At 59.5% G+C, this 17,540-nt stretch carries 15 protein-coding genes, 1 tRNA gene and 2 pseudogenes; 12 read left to right on the forward strand and 6 right to left on the reverse strand.

Going from position 1 to position 17,540, the window contains the following annotated elements; genetic code table 11:
- Positions 1 to 28 precede the first annotated feature (28 nt).
- From JQF37_RS14580 to JQF37_RS14590, 3 genes are read left to right on the forward strand one after another with little or no spacing between them, the layout of a single operon-like run.
- Complete coding sequence (locus JQF37_RS14580) at positions 29 to 1,438, forward strand: circularly permuted type 2 ATP-grasp protein (RefSeq protein ID WP_103402594.1); 1,410 nt, start codon at positions 29 to 31, stop codon at positions 1,436 to 1,438.
- A 12-nt stretch (positions 1,439 to 1,450) separates the two neighbouring features.
- On the forward strand, positions 1,451 to 2,401 hold the full coding sequence (locus JQF37_RS14585; protein WP_047531601.1) for an alpha-E domain-containing protein: 951 nt from the start codon (positions 1,451 to 1,453) through the stop codon (positions 2,399 to 2,401).
- Positions 2,398 to 3,207: a transglutaminase family protein gene (locus JQF37_RS14590; protein WP_103402595.1), complete on the forward strand. Its 810-nt coding sequence runs from the start codon at positions 2,398 to 2,400 to the stop codon at positions 3,205 to 3,207. The genes JQF37_RS14585 and JQF37_RS14590 overlap by 4 nt, the downstream gene beginning before the upstream one ends.
- 58 nt (positions 3,208 to 3,265) lie before the next feature.
- Here the strand turns inward: JQF37_RS14590 and JQF37_RS14595 are convergent, their stop codons facing one another.
- Positions 3,266 to 4,087 (reverse strand): cytochrome c, encoded by an 822-nt coding sequence (locus tag JQF37_RS14595; RefSeq protein ID WP_130203662.1) that lies wholly within the window; start codon positions 4,085 to 4,087, stop codon positions 3,266 to 3,268.
- 595 nt (positions 4,088 to 4,682) lie between these two features.
- Here JQF37_RS14595 and JQF37_RS14600 point away from each other — a divergent pair.
- The 3 genes from JQF37_RS14600 (at position 4,683) to JQF37_RS14610 (ending at position 8,882) form a co-directional block, all read left to right on the forward strand.
- Complete coding sequence (locus JQF37_RS14600; protein WP_130203661.1) at positions 4,683 to 5,888, forward strand: acetyl-CoA C-acetyltransferase; 1,206 nt, start codon at positions 4,683 to 4,685, stop codon at positions 5,886 to 5,888.
- Between the two features lie 24 nt (positions 5,889 to 5,912).
- Positions 5,913 to 8,057 (forward strand): 3-hydroxyacyl-CoA dehydrogenase NAD-binding domain-containing protein, encoded by a 2,145-nt coding sequence (locus JQF37_RS14605; RefSeq protein WP_130203660.1) that lies wholly within the window; start codon positions 5,913 to 5,915, stop codon positions 8,055 to 8,057.
- Positions 8,058 to 8,153: 96 nt separating this feature from the next.
- Positions 8,154 to 8,882, forward strand: coding sequence for an amidotransferase (locus JQF37_RS14610; protein ID WP_090463923.1), 729 nt, complete (start codon positions 8,154 to 8,156; stop codon positions 8,880 to 8,882).
- Positions 8,883 to 8,936: 54 nt separating this feature from the next.
- Here JQF37_RS14610 and JQF37_RS14615 read toward each other — a convergent pair whose 3' ends face one another.
- The 3 genes from JQF37_RS14615 to JQF37_RS14625 form a co-directional block, all read right to left on the reverse strand.
- On the reverse strand, positions 8,937 to 9,908 hold the full coding sequence (locus JQF37_RS14615; RefSeq protein WP_130203659.1) for a magnesium and cobalt transport protein CorA: 972 nt from the start codon (positions 9,906 to 9,908) through the stop codon (positions 8,937 to 8,939).
- A 160-nt stretch (positions 9,909 to 10,068) separates the two neighbouring features.
- On the reverse strand, positions 10,069 to 10,791 hold the full coding sequence (locus JQF37_RS14620) for a 1-acylglycerol-3-phosphate O-acyltransferase (RefSeq protein ID WP_130203658.1): 723 nt from the start codon (positions 10,789 to 10,791) through the stop codon (positions 10,069 to 10,071).
- A 212-nt stretch (positions 10,792 to 11,003) separates the two neighbouring features.
- A complete protein-coding gene (locus JQF37_RS14625) occupies positions 11,004 to 11,693 on the reverse strand; it encodes a crotonase/enoyl-CoA hydratase family protein (RefSeq protein ID WP_090463920.1) in 690 nt (229 codons plus the stop codon).
- A 308-nt stretch (positions 11,694 to 12,001) separates the two neighbouring features.
- On the opposite strand from JQF37_RS14625, the gene JQF37_RS14630 reads away from it, so the two are divergent.
- Both JQF37_RS14630 and JQF37_RS14635 read left to right on the forward strand, forming a co-directional pair.
- Positions 12,002 to 12,091, forward strand: a tRNA-Ser gene (locus JQF37_RS14630).
- A 502-nt stretch (positions 12,092 to 12,593) separates the two neighbouring features.
- On the forward strand, positions 12,594 to 12,803 hold the full coding sequence (locus JQF37_RS14635) for a hypothetical protein (RefSeq protein WP_130203657.1): 210 nt from the start codon (positions 12,594 to 12,596) through the stop codon (positions 12,801 to 12,803).
- A gap of 67 nt (positions 12,804 to 12,870) precedes the next feature.
- Here JQF37_RS14635 and JQF37_RS14640 read toward each other — a convergent pair.
- A pseudogene (locus JQF37_RS14640) lies at positions 12,871 to 13,200 on the reverse strand (tyrosine-type recombinase/integrase); the annotation flags it as partial.
- A gap of 66 nt (positions 13,201 to 13,266) precedes the next feature.
- Positions 13,267 to 14,766 carry a PLP-dependent aminotransferase family protein gene (locus JQF37_RS14645; RefSeq protein ID WP_130203656.1) on the reverse strand — a complete coding sequence of 500 codons (1,500 nt, stop codon included), beginning with the start codon at positions 14,764 to 14,766 and terminating at the stop codon, positions 13,267 to 13,269.
- 232 nt (positions 14,767 to 14,998) lie between these two features.
- Here JQF37_RS14645 and JQF37_RS14650 point away from each other — a divergent pair, with 232 nt between their 5' ends.
- From JQF37_RS14650 to JQF37_RS14665, 4 genes and pseudogenes are all read left to right on the forward strand, one after another.
- Entirely contained in the window at positions 14,999 to 16,249 is a 1,251-nt protein-coding gene (locus JQF37_RS14650) for a benzoate/H(+) symporter BenE family transporter (protein WP_130203655.1), read from the forward strand.
- A gap of 15 nt (positions 16,250 to 16,264) precedes the next feature.
- A pseudogene (locus JQF37_RS14655) lies at positions 16,265 to 16,483 on the forward strand (heavy metal-binding domain-containing protein); the annotation flags it as partial.
- A 140-nt stretch (positions 16,484 to 16,623) separates the two neighbouring features.
- Entirely contained in the window at positions 16,624 to 16,812 is a 189-nt protein-coding gene (locus JQF37_RS14660) for a hypothetical protein (protein ID WP_130203654.1), read from the forward strand.
- A 311-nt stretch (positions 16,813 to 17,123) separates the two neighbouring features.
- Positions 17,124 to 17,492, forward strand: a complete 369-nt coding sequence (locus tag JQF37_RS14665; protein WP_130203653.1) for a bacteriocin — start codon at positions 17,124 to 17,126, stop codon at positions 17,490 to 17,492.
- The last annotated feature ends 48 nt before the right edge of the window (positions 17,493 to 17,540 follow it).

Raw genomic sequence — 17,540 nt, forward strand, 5'->3', positions numbered from 1 at the left:
TGTATGTCCGGGTGACAAGGAGTACGGCATGATCCGCACCTATTTTGATGAGATGTACGATGCCGGCGGCCAGGTCCGCCCGCATTATCGGGAGTTTGCCCGTTGGCTGTCCGAAACGCCTGACGAGCTTTTGGCACAACGGCGACGCGAGGCCGATCTGTTGTTTCATCGCGCCGGGATTACTTTCACGCTCTACGGTGATGAGCAGGGGACAGAGCGCCTGATTCCCTTCGACACCATTCCGCGCAGCATTCCCGCCAGTGAATGGCGCATTGTCGAGCGCGGCTGCATCCAGCGGGTCAAGGCGTTGAACATGTTCCTCGCCGACCTCTATCACGAGCAACGCATCATCAAGGCCGGCATCATTCCGGCCGAGCAGGTGCTGGCCAACGAGCAATACCAGTTGGCAATGCAGGGGCTGGATCTGCACCGCGATATCTATTCGCACATCTCCGGTGTCGATCTGGTGCGCGACGGCGACGGCACGTACTACGTGCTCGAAGACAACCTGCGTACGCCGAGCGGTGTCAGCTACATGCTCGAAGACCGCAAGATGATGATGCGACTGTTCCCCGAATTGTTCGCGGCGCAACGCATCGCCCCCATCGACCACTACCCGAACCTGTTGCTCGATACCCTGAAAAGCTCCAGCCCGATCGACAACCCGAGCGTGGTGGTGTTGACGCCGGGGCGTTTCAACAGTGCATTTTTCGAGCATGCGTTCCTGGCGCGGGAAATGGGTGTGGAGCTGGTGGAAGGCGCGGACCTGTTCGTGCGTGACGACAAGGTGTTCATGCGCACCACCGACGGGCCAAAAGCCGTCGATGTGATCTACCGCCGCCTCGACGACGCCTTCCTCGACCCGCTGGCGTTCAACCCGGACTCGATGCTCGGCGTGCCAGGGCTGCTGTCGTCTTACCGATCCGGCAATGTCGTGCTGGCCAATGCCATCGGCACCGGGGTGGCGGACGACAAGTCGGTGTACCCGTTCGTGACCGACATGATCCGTTTCTACCTGGATGAAGAGCCGATCCTGAAGAACGTACCGACGTGGCAGTGTCGTAATCCCTCGGAACTTTCCCACGTCCTGGCCCATCTGCCGGAACTGGTGGTCAAGGAAACCCAGGGCTCCGGCGGTTACGGAATGCTGGTGGGGCCGGCGGCGACGGCGGCGGAAATCGAAGCCTTCCGTGCACGGATCATTGCCAAGCCCCATGCCTACATCGCGCAACCGACGCTGTCGTTGTCGACCTGCCCGACCTTTGTCGAAAGCGGCATCGCGCCACGCCACATCGACCTGCGTCCGTTTGTATTGTCTGGTCGCGAAACCCGGGTCGTGCCCGGTGGTTTGACCCGTGTCGCCCTGCGCGAAGGCTCCCTGGTGGTGAACTCCTCCCAGGGCGGCGGAACCAAGGACACCTGGGTGGTCGAGGATTGAAGGAAGCCTGTCATGTTAAGTAGAACTGCCTCGGATCTGTATTGGATGTCGCGTTACCTGGAGCGGGCGGAAAATCTCGCACGGATGCTCGACATCAGTTATTCGCTGTCGCTGATGCCACAGGATGGACGCGGTGACGGCCTGCACGAACTGGCCATGCCGCTGCTGATCACCGGCACCCTGGACGATTACCTCGAACGCCACGGCGAGTTGCATGCCGAACGCTTGCTGCATTTTTTCGCCCTGGATGCGGCCAATCCGGCCAGCATCTACAGCTGTCTCGGTGCCGCGCGGGCCAGTGCCCACGCGGTGCGTGGCCGAATCACCGCTGACATGTGGGAGAACATCAACGCGACCTGGCTGGAAATTCGCGGCATTGCAGAGCAGGGCCTCAGTCGCTACGGCATGAGCCGTTTCTGCGAGTGGATCAAGGAACGTTCCCACCTGTTCCGGGGCGCGTCCTACGGCACCATCATGCGTAACGATGCGTTCCGCTTCATTCGCCTGGGGACCTTCATCGAGCGCGCCGACAACACGTTGCGCCTGCTCGATGCCCGCTACGAAATGGCCGGTGATCAGGCTGAAGCGGTCAGCGATGGCACGGCCCACGCGTACTACCAGTGGAGTGCCTTGCTGCGGGCCTTGTCGTCCTTCGAGGCCTACACCGAAATTTATCGCGACGCACCGGGCGCCCGGCATGTGGCCGAGTTGCTGTTGCTGCGGGCGGATGTGCCGCGCTCCCTGCGGGCGTGCACCGAAGAAATCGACCAGATCCTTGCCCAGTTGCCGGGAGCCAACGGCCGTCCCGCCCAACGCCTGGCGGCGGAAATGGACGCGCGACTGCGCTACACCGGCATCAACGAAATCCTCGACGAAGGCCTGCACGCCTGGCTCACCGAGTTCATCCCGCTGGTGCGCCAGTTGGGTAACGCGATTCACAGTTCTTATCTGGAGGCTGCATGAGACTTTCGATTAGCCACGAGACCACCTATCACTACGAAGATCAGGTGCGGGCGAGCATCCAGTACCTGCGACTGACCCCCCATGACAGCGAGCGCCAGCACGTGCTCAGTTGGCAGCTCGACCTGCCGCGGCCGGTGCGCGCACAACTCGATCCGTTCGGCAACATCCTGCACGTGCTGACCATGGACGAACCGCACGAAGCGATCATCATCGGCGCCCGTGGACAGGTCGACATCGACGAATTGCGCGAAGCCGAGCACGAGAGCCAGTCGGCGCTGCCGTTCCTGCGCTTCACCCGCCTGACCGAAGCCGACGCAGCCCTGCGCGCGTTTGCCGAAAAGGAATGTAAGCAACGCCGGGATCGCACGGCGCTGATCGACTTGATGCACGGCCTGAACCAGCACATGACCTACACGCCGGGCGCCACCGAAGTGGACACCAGCGCGGCCCAGGCCTTCGCCGGTCGTTCGGGCGTGTGCCAGGACCACACCCACGCGTTTCTCGCCTGCGCCCGCAGCCTGGGGATTCCGGCGCGGTATGTCTCGGGCTATCTGTACAGCGAAAACAGCGAACACTTGGCCAGCCATGCATGGGCCGAAGCCTGGCTGGATGACGCCTGGTACAGTTTCGACGTGACCAATGAACTGGCGCGGCCTGAGCGCCACTTGAAACTGGCGGTGGGCCTGGATTACCTGGATGCATGCCCGGTGCGCGGGATGCGTCGCGGCGGCGGGTGTGAACAGATGCATGCCAAGGTGCTTGTTTCACCGACGCCGGCACCGGTGATCTCCGTCCAGCAGCAGTAATCGGGGCAGCCAGACCCCTGTGGGAGCGAGCAAGCTCGCTCCCACAGGAATGTTCATGTCAGGGCTTCACCTTGCGCCCCGCCATATGCTTCAAATACCCCACCAGCATTCCCAGATCCTCATCCGGCAACACCTCGGTCGTAAATCCGGGCATCTTTGCCTGCGGCCACTGCCGCAAACTCTGCGGATCACGGATATAGCGCTTGAGGAAGTCCGTGCCGAAGTACTCGGTCGGGTTGTAGGGAATATTCAGATCCGGCCCGAATTGCGCATCCCCGGCACCATTGAGGCGGTGACAGGCCAGGCAGTTTTTCTGAAACAGCGCAAAGCCCTTGTTGACCGGATCGTCCGCCTTTAACGCAGGATCGGGCAGCAGGGCAGGGAAGCGTTCGGCCACCGGTGCCATGCGCTTGATGCTGGCAACCTCGAATGGCCATTGCTCCGGGCTGATATTGCCTGCCTGCGGGTTGGTCCAGACCAGATAGAACGGCCCGGCGCCGGGCTTGCCTTCGGACAGTGGCGGCCAGGGTCTGGCCGGATCCTCGATCGCCAGCCAGGCACGCGCGCCTTGGGTATTGAGCAGCGGCGCAGCGGCCATCTCGGCGGCAAAACCGTCCAGTGCCACGGCTTGCAGGTGGTCGTCCGGTTTAATACCGGTCAACAGCACTGACAGAGGCACGGCGCGATAGCTCATATCACGCTTGTAGGAAACGTCATTGGTAACGGTGATGGTCTGGGCCTGAGGATGATTGAGCAACTCCTCGGTCTGCCAGGTGCGGTTGTTCGCGCCCAGCTGCAGGTTCAGCTGTGCGGCATACAGAGGCGTGCTGAGCAGCAAGGCTCCGAATAAAGTGAGCGCTTTCAAAGGATCGCCATCCATGTCGTGGAAGTGCTGCAAAGGTTGGCACAGCCACGCTGGCCCGGGTAGCGAGCCAGTCACATTTTTAATGTGGCGATCTAAAACACGGGTACCGTATTTTTATGAACGACTAGCCGATCACCTTGGTCAGGTTCGGCAAAATCAACAAAAGTGTGGTCGCGAAGAGAATGAGCCCGGCTTGACGAACTTTCGATTGTTTGAACATGGCTTGACCGCCTTTTTTGTTATTTCCTGATGCCTGCCTGCATATCTCCATGACGGCAGAGCAATTCACTTCCTGTAGTACGAGCGCCTCGGCAAAACCCGACGACAACTTCGTATAACCTCACCTTAGAGCCCGCGTCACGCTTGACTTAGATCCATTTCGTATGGAGATCTCACTAAAAACGATTAAAAAAGCATGAGGCCTATTGCCAGCTTCTTGGGCGGCCTTTTGCTAGACACCTGCGTGTCCGCACGCCGCGGATTCTGTAGCGGACTACCGTCCGTCTGAGCGCGTCCGTCAACGCCGGTGAGCGCTGCGGTCATTGAATCCCCGGTGGCTCGGAATAAGGTGGAAGCCTCTTCAAAGATCACCACCCGGTTCGAGGACGTCATGACCCAAGCATTGATTTTCGACGCGATACGCACGCCCCGTGGCAAAGGCAAGGCCGATGGCGCCTTGCACAGTGTCAAACCGGTGAACCTGGTGGCCGGGTTGTTCACGGCGCTGCAACAGCGGACCGCCCTCGATACCAGTCAGGTCGATGACGTGGTACTGGGCTGCGTGACACCCGTCGGCGATCAAGGCGCCGATATCGCCAAGACCGCCGCTCAGGTGGCTGATTGGGACGTCAGCGTGGCCGGGGTGCAGATCAACCGTTTCTGTGCATCCGGGCTGGAGGCGGTGAACCTCGGGGCCATGAAAATACATTCCGGTTTCGAAGACCTGGTGGTGGTCGGTGGCGTCGAGTCCATGTCACGCGTGCCCATGGGCAGCGACGGTGGAGCGTGGGCGCTGGACCCGCAGACCAATCTGCACAGCCACTTCACCCCGCAAGGCGTGGGCGCTGATCTGATCGCGACACTGGAAGGCTTCAGCCGTCAGGACGTCGATGCCTATGCACTGCATTCCCAGCAAAAAGCCGCACGGGCGCGGGCCGATGGTTCGTTCAACAAATCGCTGGTGCCGGTGCAGGACCAGAACGGCATCATCCTGCTCGATCACGATGAGTTCATTCGCGCCGACTCGACCCTGGAAGGCCTGGGCAAGCTCAAGCCAAGTTTCGAGATAATGGGGCAGATGGGTTTCGACGCCACCGCGCTGCGGGTCTACAGCCATGTGGAGCGGATCAATCACGTGCACACCCCCGGCAACAGTTCCGGGATCGTCGATGGCGCGGCGTTGATGCTGATCGGCTCGGAGGCCAAGGGCCGGGCGCTGGGCTTGCAGCCACGGGCGCGAATCGTCGCCACGGCGGTCACCAGCACCGACCCGACCATCATGCTCACCGGCCCGGCGCCTGCCACCCGCAAGGCACTGGCCAAGGCGGGGCTGCGGGTGGAGGACATCGATCTGTTCGAGGTCAACGAAGCGTTTGCCTCAGTGGTGTTGAAGTTCATCAAGGACATGGCCGTCGACCCGGACAAAGTCAACGTCAACGGCGGTTCCATCGCCATGGGCCATCCGTTGGGCGCCACCGGTTGCGCGATTCTCGGCACCTTGCTCGATGAGCTGGAAAACCGGCGCCTGCGCTATGGCCTCGCAACCCTGTGTGTCGGCGGCGGCATGGGCATCGCCACCATCATCGAACGCCTCTGAGCCCCGAATTCAAGGACAAGTGACATGACCCAAGCCATACGTTACGAAAAAGGCCAGGACCAGATCGTCGTCCTGACCATCGACATGCCGGGCCAGAGCGCCAACACCATGAACGCGGTGTACCGTGAAGCCATGGCTGACTGCGTCGCCCGCCTGGTGGCCGACAAGGACGCCATCGCCGGAGTGATCATTACCTCGGCCAAGAAAACCTTCTTTGCCGGCGGCGATCTCAATGAACTGATCAAGGTCGGCAAGCCTGAGGCCAAGGCCTTTTACGACAGGGTGCTGACCCTCAAGGGCCAACTGCGCACCCTGGAAACCTTCGGCAAACCGGTGGTGGCCGCGATCAACGGCGCTGCCTTGGGCGGCGGCTGGGAAATCTGCCTGGCCTGCCATCATCGCGTGGCGCTCGATCATCCGTCGGTACAACTCGGCCTGCCGGAAGTGACGCTCGGCTTGCTGCCGGGCGGCGGCGGGGTGGTGCGCATGGTGCGCATGCTTGGCCTGGAAAAAGCCCTGCCGTATCTGCTCGAAGGCAAGAAAATACGGCCGCAGCAGGCATTGCAGGTCGGTCTGATCGACGAATTGGCAACCGATCACGAAGAGATGATGGCCAAGGCGCGGGCCTGGATTGTCGCCAACCCGACGGCGGTACAACGCTGGGATGTGAAGGGTTATCAGATTCCCGGTGGCACGCCGTCGAATCCGAAAGTCGCGCAGATGCTGGCCATCGCGCCGTCGATCCTGCGCAGTAAAACCCAGGGCTGCCTGCCGGCGCCGGAGAAAATTCTCTGTGCCGCAGTGGAAGGCGCCCAAGTGGATTTCGATACTGCGCACCTGATCGAAACCCGTTACTTCACCGAGCTGACCACCGGCCAGGTCTCAAAGAACCTGATCGGCACTTTCTGGTTCCAGCTCAATGAAATCAACGCCGGTGGCTCGCGGCCCCAGGGCTTCGCCCCATACGTCACGCAAAAAGTCGGTGTGCTCGGTGCCGGGATGATGGGCGCGGGCATTGCCTATGTCAGCGCCTCTGCGGGCATCAACGTGGTGCTCAAGGACATCAGCCTCGCGGCAGCAGAGAAGGGCAAGGCGCATTCGGCGGCGCTGCTGGACAAGAAAGTCGCACGCGGGCAAATGAGCGCCGAGCAGCGCGAAAGCATTCTGGCGCGCATTCAGACCACTGAAGACGATGCCGATCTGGCCGGTTGCGACCTGATCATTGAAGCGGTGTTCGAAGACCGCGAACTGAAGGCCAAAGTCTCCCTGGCTGCGCAAAAGGTCGTTGGCCCGGACGCGGTGATCGCTTCCAACACGTCGACCCTGCCGATCAGCGGCCTGGCCACGGCGGTGCCGGACCAGAGCAAGTTCATCGGCCTGCATTTCTTCAGTCCCGTGGACAAAATGGCGCTGGTGGAAATCATCAAGGGGGCCAACACCAGCGATGAAACCCTGGCTCGCGGGTTTGATTTCGTCCTGCAAATCAAGAAAACCCCGATTGTGGTCAACGACAGTCGTGGCTTCTTCACGTCGCGGGTGTTCGGCACGTTCACCAGTGAAGGCATTGCCATGCTCGGTGAAGGGGTCAGCGCGCCGCAGATCGAGACCGAAGCGCGCAAGGCCGGTATGCCCATCGGACCTCTGGCAATTTCTGACGAGGTTTCCCTCAGCCTGATGAGCCATATCCGCCAGCAAACCGCCAAAGACTTGCAAGCCGAAGGAAAACCGCTGGTCGAGCACCCGGCCTTCGCCGTGATTGACCTGCTGCTCAACGAGTACAAGCGCCCGGGCAAGGCGGCCGGGGGTGGCTTCTACGAGTATCCCGTCGGTGGCCAGAAGTACCTGTGGCCAGAGCTGAAAACCCGTTTTGAAAAGGCCGACGGGCAGATTTCACCGAAGGATGTGCGCGATCGGCTGCTGTTCGTGCAGGCCATCGAAACCGTGCGCTGCATGGAGGAGGGGGTGCTGACGTCGACGGCGGATGCCAACGTCGGCTCGATCTTCGGCATTGGCTTCGCGGCATGGACCGGCGGTGCGCTGCAGTTCATCAACCAGTACGGAGTCAAGGACTTCGTCGCCCGTGCCCAGTACCTGGCCGGACAATATGGCGAGCGCTTCGCTCCACCGGCACTGCTGCTGGAGAAAGCCGCCAAGGGGGAGGCATTTTAAGGGGGGATTGACGCGTTCCGGGGCTTGCCTTGCCACTGTGTTTCAAGGCAGGCTCTGGGGGTGTGCATTATTCCCATCACGTGTAAGGTATTTTTTATGTCGTTACGCATCTGCATTCTGGAAACCGACATCCTGCGTCCGGAATTGGTTGACCAATATCAGGGCTACGGGCAGATGTTCAAGCACCTGTTTTCGCAGCAACCCATCGCCGCCGAGTTCACCGTTTATAACGTGATGCAGGGCGAGTACCCCAGTGATGACCTGACGTTCGACGCCTATCTGGTGACGGGCAGCAAGGCCGATTCCTTCGGCACCGATCCGTGGATCCAGACCCTCAAGACTTACCTGCTGACCCGCTACGAACGTGGCGACAAGCTGCTGGGCGTGTGCTTCGGTCATCAGTTGCTGGCCCTGTTGCTGGGCGGCAAGAGCGAGCGCGCAACCCAGGGCTGGGGCGTCGGCACCCATCAATACAAGCTCGCGGCCAAGGCGCCGTGGATGAGTCCGCTCAAAGAAGAGCTGACGTTGTTGATCAGTCACCAGGATCAGGTCACGGCATTGCCGGAAAACGCCACGGTGATCGCCTCCAGCGATTTCTGCCCGTTTGCCGCGTACCACATCAACGATCAAGTGCTGTGCTTCCAGGGCCACCCTGAGTTCATCCACGACTATTCGCGGGCGCTGCTGGAAATTCGTCAGCAAGCGCTGGGCGAAGAGATTTTCTCGAAAGGGATCCAGAGCCTGGAGCATGAACACCATGGCACCACGGTGGCCGAGTGGATGATGCGATTTGTGGCGCACAAGCCAGAAAACCAGGCTGTGTAAGACGGCGGCATCACACCTGTGGCAAGGGAGCAAGCTCCCTTGCCACCCTGTTTGTCAGAGCCAGCCCGACCTCTTGAAACTCGCCCACAAACCCACGCACCCCACCGAAATAAACCCCAGCACCGCGAAATACCCGTAGTGCCAGCTCAACTCCGGCATGTTCTGGAAGTTCATCCCGTAAATCCCCGCCACCGCCGTTGGAAACGCCAGAATCGCCGCCCATGCAGCGAACTTGCGCTGCACCACACTCTGGCGCGATGCCTCCAGCAGCACCCCGACCTCAATGGTCTGGCTGGCAATATCGGCCAGGGTCGTCAGGTCCTCCATCTGTCGGGTGACATGAATCTGCACATCGCGGAAGTACGGGCGCATGTTCTTGTCGATGAACGGAAAATTCAGCTTTTGCAGTTCCTCGCCAATCTCCACCATCGGCGCCGCGTAACGGCGCAGCCGCACGACGTCCCGGCGCAGACTGTGCAGGTTCTGGATGTCGCGCTCATTCAGTGAGCCGCACATGACGTTGCGTTCCAGTTCATCGATTTGCGCATGAATGGCTTCGCCCATCGGCTGGTAGTTTTCAATCACGAAATCGAGGAGGGCATAGAGCACGAAATCTTCCCCGTGTTCCAGCAACAGCGGACGCGCCTCACACCGTTGCCGGACATGGGCATAGGATGCCGAGTGACCGTTGCGCGCAGTGATGATGTAGCCCCTGCCGGCAAAGATATGGGTCTCGATGAACTGGAGTTTGCCGTCCTCCATGATGGGGGAGTAGATGACGATGAACAGGGCATCGCCGAAGGTTTCCAGTTTCGGCCGGCTGTGTTTCTCCAGGGCATCTTCGATCGCCAGTTCATGCAGATTGAACTGGCGTTGCAGGTTGTACAGTTCCTCTTCGTTCGGCTCTTCGAGGCCAATCCAGACGAAGTGACCCGGCTTTTCAGCCCAGGCCGCGCCTTCGTCGAGGGTGATATTGGTGACTTTTTTTCCGGCGCTGTAAACCGCAGCAGCAACAACTCTACCCATGATGTTGGTTCACTTCTAATTGGCAGCAATCTATTGGCAAATGGCCATGGCAGACAGTGTTCAGCTTAACCCTGACCACTGCTTGAGAGTCAGTGAAATCTGCTGAGTTCGCAGGCAAAAATTCGCAGGCAAAAGAAAACCCGCACGCGGCGGGTTTCTTTCAAGCGGCTTGCAGTTGCCGGTCCATCGAGTCGATGCATTCGCGCATCTGCTCACGGCACTGGGCCATCAACCTCGGCATGTCATCCAGGCTCAAGCCTGCCGTAGGAATCGCCGGTAGCGAGCGAATCAGAATTTTCCCACTGCGCCAGCGGTTCAATCGCATGTGCTTGACGTAACTGCTGACACACACCGGCACGATCGGCACCCCGGCAGCGATCGCCATTTGGAAGGCGCCTTTCTTGAACGGCAACAGCTCTTCGCCCAGATTGCGTGTGCCTTCCGGGAAGACCCAAATCGAGGTGTCTTCGTTTTGCAGGGTGTGGGTGGTGGTCAGCATCGACTGGCGTGCCTTATGCGCATTGCCGCGATCGATCAACACATTGCCGGCCAGCCAGAACAACTGACCAAACAAAGGCACCCATTTCAGGCTCTTTTTGCCGATGCACACGGTACGGCGGGGCACCACGTTGCCAAACACGAACAGATCATAATTGGACTGGTGGTTGGCGATGATCACGCAGCTGTCAGGTTTGTCCATCAAGGGGCCGACCTCGGCTTTTACCCGCAGGCGCAAAATACGCATCGCCGGCCACGCATAAAGGCGCGCGCACAAACGGCTGTTGTCCGGGTTGAACGGGCGACTCAGGCCGAGTAGCACACCCAACACACCCGCCAGAATAAAGTGCAGGCCCATCAATGACATACGTAAAGCGAACAGCATTTGCAGGCCCATCGGGACAAAAGTTGGCGCAGTGTACGGATGTGCACTGTTTTCGGCAATTGCCGTTATATAGGTAGGAGATAGCCGATGTTTAAGCGCATGTTTCCGACTGATGGGTCAGACCCGTGCTAGAGCAGTTGTGGGCTTTTCAACAGACTGCATAGGAAAAAGCCCGACACGACGGTCGGGCTTTTCGTTATTGCCGGCCCGGATTAGCCCAGATGTTCCTGATCCAGGATGATCGCGTTATCCAGGGCCTCCAAGAACTCTTTGCGCACTTTCAGTTTGGTGTTCTTGTGCGCCGTCATGTTGATCTTCTTCAACTGACGAGCCGCAGCCAGCGCCGCGCCTTGCAGTTCCTCGGCCGACACCACGACGTCAAGGAAGCCGGCATCCACGGCGCTCTTCGGGTTGAACATCTCACCGTTGATGACCGAACGCGGGAATGCCGATTTGCTCAAGCGATCACGGGCGATCTCGATACCTGCGTGATGCATGGTCATGCCGATCTGCACTTCGTTGAGGCCGATACTGAACGGGCCGTCCGTACCAATGCGGTAGTCCGCCGACAACAGCAGGAAGGCACCCTTGGCCACCGCATGGCCGGGGCACGCCACGATCACCGGGAAGGGGTGGGACAACAGGCGACGGGCCAGTGTCGAGCCGGCAGTCACCAGCGCGACCGCTTCCTTGGGGCCGGACGTCATCACTTTCAGATCGTAACCGCCCGAGAGAATCCCGGGCGTACCGGTAATGATCACCACCGCACGATCAGACACTGCCTGATCCAGCGCAGCGTTAAACGCAGCAATCACGTCCGGAGAGATGGCATTCACCTTGCCATTGCTCAAGGTCAGGGTCGCGATACCGTCTTCGAGATGGTAGGAAATCAACTCACTCATGACGCTATTCCTTTTATTAAAGTTGGGCAGACGTTACCCACCGTCACAGGCCAGGTAAAGCGCCGTGACTGACCCGCCAGTCACGCTTCGCGTGCCCGGCATGCGTGCTCCGCTACGCCAGCCAGGCGTTGCCCTCTATATAGAGGGGCGGTCGGAGCCGGAGAATGGCCGGTTTGCCATTGCCGTCATCGGTTCAAAACCCTTGATCGAGTTAAGCGCATGAAAATTCTCAAAAAAATGTTTGCCAACAGAAAAGCTTTCGACTACATTAGCGCGCCTCGACAGACAGAACATGTTTGAAGAGATACGGTGAAGTGTCCGAGTGGCTTAAGGAGCACGCCTGGAAAGTGTGTATACAGGAAACTGTATCGAGAGTTCGAATCTCTCCTTCACCGCCACATTCAGTAAACACAAACCCCTGACTTTCCTGGAGAAAGTCGGGGGTTTGTGGTTTTTGGCGTCTGAAAAAGGGTGATATGGGACCAATCTGGGACCGGAGGCTGGTTTTTGCGCTTGAAGCGGAAGCCTGCTTTTTACCCACTAGCTGGTTACTGAACACCTAGCAAACCCCTTTCGAATGGCCTGAAAAAACTAAGTTAGGCTGGCTGCTCATTCAAATGCAGCCCTTGGAGGGCCTTCATATGGCATTACCAGACCAAATCGATTCGACACCGCTGTTGCTCAATGACACTTCGTCTGTAGCAACTGAAAGTAAGCGGGTGTGGGTACCTCGACCCGATGGAACATACGAACTGGCCGATGTGCAGGAGGTGCCGCCAGGTGCCTTGGACTTTAGCCATTGGAACGGGATACAGCTGCGGTGAATGAATAGCGAGAGGAATCCAACGCCAATCCGGTGACCTATGCTAAATCGATCAGCAATCGAAGGAGGTTCCTTCAATGATCGTGCACATAGCGCTAGAGATTGACGCAGGAAACGGGACCACTGAACTGGCCAACTGGGATGTTCCCGGTGTGGTGGCGAAGGCTATAGCGATGAAGCTCAACGGTGGACTCGAATTGGTCGATAGTGTGACGAAACAGCCGCTACAAGCCACGGTGGTGGAGGTGTGCGGGCTCTATGATCAGCCAGAGCAGTGGCCCGAGTGAGTTACCCATAACGCCACTGACGTAAAAAAGGCCCACACTTTGATTTAGGTGCGGGGTCTTTTCATTTCTATAGTTTCAGCGCCAATTGCAACATCCCCACAACATCCGGCCCATCCTCATTAATCCACGTTCCATAATGCTGACGGATCATGTTCCCGTTGGTATGTCCCATCTGCTCGGCAATCCAATCAATCGAAGCCACCCCCGTGGTCAGCAACTGACTGGCATAGGTATGCCGGCATTGACCAGGCCCACGATAACGAACTCCAGCCGCATGCAAGTGAGCCTTGAAAAACCGATCCCGAACAACGAAGTCGCTGACATGCGGCAGACCGCTCTTGGTGTTGAGGAATACAAAGTGCAGCTTGTGCTTGCGGACTGTCTTGTTGTCCGTATCCGGAGCGCCGCTACTGCGCCGGTTACCCCAGTGTCGAAGCGAGGCGTGCCAATGCCGGACATTGCCCTACCGGGTTTTCAGTGCATGGGCCAGGCGCTGCATGGCCGCTTCGATTTCATAAGCGGTCAAGGACGAGTAACCCAATAGCCAGCCTTGTTTCTTCTTCTCGCCGGCGTACAAACGGCTCAGGCCGGAAAGCTGTATGCCCGCGCTGGCCGCTTGGCGGATGGTTTTTTCCTCAGACCAGCCATCGCGCAGCAGGCAGGGGATTTGCAGTCCGCCGGGAGGGCGCAAGGCGGTCACGATGCCGTCCAAATGCTTGCCGATCGCATCGAGCAGGCTGGTGCGGCGCCCGGCATACAGCTTGCGCATGGCCCGGATATGGGCGTTGTAATGGCCATCTTCCATAAAGCGCGCCAGGGTCAGTTGCAGGATTTGCGGTGTGTGACCGTCCATCATGCTGCGCGCATAGGTGAAGGCTTTGATCAACGCGTGGGGCAGTACCATGTAGCCCATTCGCAACCCTGGGTAGAGGGTCTTGCTGAAGGTGCCGATGTAGAGCGTGCGCTGGTACTTGTCCAGGCCTTGTACGCAGGCGGTCGGCTGTCCGTCGTAGTGAAACTCGCTGTCGTAGTCATCTTCGATGACCCATTTGCCCTGCTGCGCCGCCCAGTTGATCAACTCAAGACGACGCTCCAGCGGCAGGGTCGCGCCGGTGGGGTATTGATGAGACGGCGTGACATAGACGCAATGGGCGCCGCTGCGGTCGGCGTACAGCAGGTCGGTGCGTATGCCCCGTTCATCGACATCAATGGGCAGAACCCTGGTCTCGGCGGTTTCAAAGGCCTTCCTGGCGCCGTAGTAACCCGGGTTTTCCAGCAGGATCGGTTTGCCGACATCCACCAACAACTGCGCACACAGAAAAAGGGCCTGGCGAGTGCTGCTCAACACCATGATTTGGTCGGGGGTGCATTTGGCCCCGCGCTCAAGGTTCAAGTAGGTAGCAATCGCCTTGCGCAACGGCTCGGCTCCTTGCGGGTCGCCATGCAACAGCACATTGGCGCGATACTCCTTCATGACCCGGCGTTGCAGGCGCTCCCAGACATCGGTGGGGAAGGTGCGGGTTTCCGGCAGGCCGGTCGCAAATGCCCTGATCACCTGCTGATCGTTCACACCGCCACTGTCGAGGATCATCCGCCCGCGCTGGCTCAAGCCCGCCCCCGGTGCCGCCTGGCTGCTTTTGACTGCTTGGGCCTTGATGCGGCGACGTGTCACGCCTCGCAATTCAGTGCCCACCGTGTCGCTGACATAACTGCCGGCCCCCTCGCGCCGCACGATAAAACCGTCCCGGTGCAGTTGCACGTAGGCATTCTCCACGGTGTCGCGGGCAATCCCGAGTGACTTGGCCAACACCCGAGTCGCGGGCAGCTTCAAACCAGGGTCAAGGGCGCCGTCGAGGATCAGCTCACGCAGCGCGCGCTGAATCCGCTGGTGCAGATCCAGCAACTGAAACTCAGCGTCGTTGAGGCGCATTTTCAGCGTTTCCAGTTCGAACGTTTTCGCCATGCGGTCTGCCTTGTTTCAATAAATTGGCCTGCAACGGCAGGCCAGTCTATCCGTAGAATTCACCCCTCGCCACGGCCTTTGTGCGGGGCAAGCACGAACGTTGCGAGCGATTTTGAACAGCGGTGACTCAGCCATGGCCAGGTCACACGACTACGACGCAGGTCCGACGGCGTTGCCGTAAATCATCCTCACTCGAGGCCGAACACTTCGTTTCGCAAGGAGCAAAGCCATCATGTCTTCTTCACCATCCTCATCCACCCTGCGTCTACGCGACCTTGTGCATCCGATTGTCGCCGGGCTGATTTCAGTCATCGTCAACTATGGCGGCACGTTCATCCTGGTCTTTCAGGCCGCCAAGGTCGCCGGGCTCAGCCCCGAGCTGACGGCGTCGTGGGTGTGGTCGGTGTCGATTGGCGTGGGTATTACCGGGCTGTTTCTCAGTTGGACAAGCCGTGAGCCGATCATTACGGCCTGGTCGACACCCGCTGCGGCCTTTCTGGTCGTCGCACTGTCCACCACGCCCTACGCCGAGGCTGTGGGTGCATACATCATTTCGGCCGCCGCCTTCGTACTGCTGGGTTTGTCCGGCTGTTTCGAAAAAATCATCCGCTTGATTCCGCCGGGCGTGGCGGCGGGGCTGCTGGCCGGTATCCTGCTGCAGTTCGGTATCGGCGCGTTTGGTGGCATGAGTATTGACCCCGCGTTGGTCGCGTTACTGATTGCCGCTTACGTTGTGCTCAAGCGCTTTACCGCACGCTACGCAGTGGTGGGCATTCTGCTGCTGGGGCTGGCGTTTCTCCTGACGCAGGGGCGTGTGGATCTTTCCGGGCTGGAGCTGCAATTCGCGGCACCGGTATTCACTCGGCCTGAGTTCTCGATCAATGCGTTGCTCAGCGTGGCGCTGCCGCTGTTTCTGATCACACTCACCGGCCAGTACATGCCGGGCATGCTGGTGCTGCGCAACGATGGTTTCAGCACCAGCGCCAATCCTGTCCTGACGGTCACAGGGTTGGGCTCATTGCTGATGGCGCCCTTCGGTTCTCACGCCTTCAACGTCGCGGCCATCACGGCGGCCATCTGCACCGGCAAGGAAGCCTCGGAGGATCCGTCCAGGCGCTGGATCGCCGGGGTTGCCGCAGGCGTGTTCTACGTTCTCGTCGGGATTTTCGGGGTGACCCTCGCCGCCGTGTTCATGGCACTCCCGGCCACCTTCATTACGACGCTGGCCGGGCTGGCCCTGCTTGGCACTATCGGCGCCAGCCTGGCCAGCGCCATGGCTGAGGTCAAATCCCGCGAAGCCTCGCTGATCACTTTTCTGGCGTCCGCCGCGAACATCACCTTGCTGGGGATCGGTGGGGCGTTCTGGGGGTTGCTGATCGGTCTGGCGGCCTACGTCTTGCTCAATGGCCGCTTGCCGCGTCGCGAGGCGCGGGTCATTCCGGCGGCCGACACCGTAGTAACCACCAAAGGCGCCAATCACTGATGGTCGCTCAACTGGATCTTCGCCGGAATGCGCGACTTCTTCGGTGGTCGCTCCCGGACATTGGAGCGTGCGCTGCAGGAAGCACGAATCCGCGCCACTGACGAAATCAAGGATCGGGCCCAGGCGCTTCAAGCGGATGCTGTGGTGGGGCTCAATTATGAGATCGCCATGCCGGCCGGGAAGGGGGGAATGGTCGTGGTGTTTGTCACCGGTACGGCGGTGAAGCTCAGGTGACGCGTGGGCCATTCGTCGGGCACCCGGCAAGCTGAATAACAAGTCCAGTAATGACCGGCTAGTCTCAAAGGCTTCGTGATCGGTATTTTTCAGGCAAACGGCTTGCCGGTATCGATCACGCATTTGAGAGGGGTGAAGAGATGGCTGATCCGTACATTGAAGACGACGGGGCAGAGTTTCCGATCAACAATTGCGTGCAGTGTGGGCAGACGGCCTATGTTGCGAGTTTCGGTGAAGATCAGACCGAGGTCGACAAGATCAAATCCAGGGCGCGCCGACTGTTGAAAGCCAAATTTTTACCCAGGATAGCGGCACCGGTCAGGAAGTGATGAACCGCCAGCAGACCCCGTCATCGAACGGGGTTTTTTTATGTCTGGCGGATTGTTTAACTGTTTGTTTCTGCGAATTATCTTTCACAAAGTTTTCACAACGCCTTACGTAGGCTCAACTCATCCGTTAGAAAGCAACACCCTGCCCGTTCCCCAGCGGGCTTTTTTTTGCCTGGCATAAAACCTTTTCGATAAATGCTGTCCAACCGTCGCCAATAACGAGGTTGAGCGCACGCCTGTCTGGACTTTTTTGTCGCTAAAGCATTCAATCTCGCCCCTTTCGATTTACACCCTTTTTTGAGGTTTTTGTCATGCGTTTCACTCTGCCTGCTTTGGTTCTGGGTCTTCTGGTTGCTCAAGGTGCAATGGCTGGCGACGGCACTGCTGCCGTTGGTGGCGGTTTGGGCGGCGCGTTGGGTAGCGTCGTGGGCCAGAGCATGGGTGGCAGCACCGGCGCAGCGATCGGTGCTGGCGTAGCTGGCGCGGCGGGCAGTGCTGTTGCAGCCAAGAAAGGCCATCGCACCAGCGCTGCCATCGGCGGTGGCGTTGGCGCGGCCGGTGGTTCGGTGATCGGTAACAGCCTGGGCGGCAAGACCGGTTCGACTATCGGTGCAGGTCTGGGTGGTGCATTGGGCGGCGGCGTCGGCAGCAATCTGGCCAATGGTCACAAGCGTCACTGATCCTGATCGGCTGACTGAAAAAGCCCGGGCTCGATGCCGGGCTTTTTC

Origin of the sequence: Pseudomonas sp. MIL9 (assembly GCF_016887925.1) — a bacterium.
GTDB classification, from domain to species: domain Bacteria; phylum Pseudomonadota; class Gammaproteobacteria; order Pseudomonadales; family Pseudomonadaceae; genus Aquipseudomonas; species Aquipseudomonas mohnii.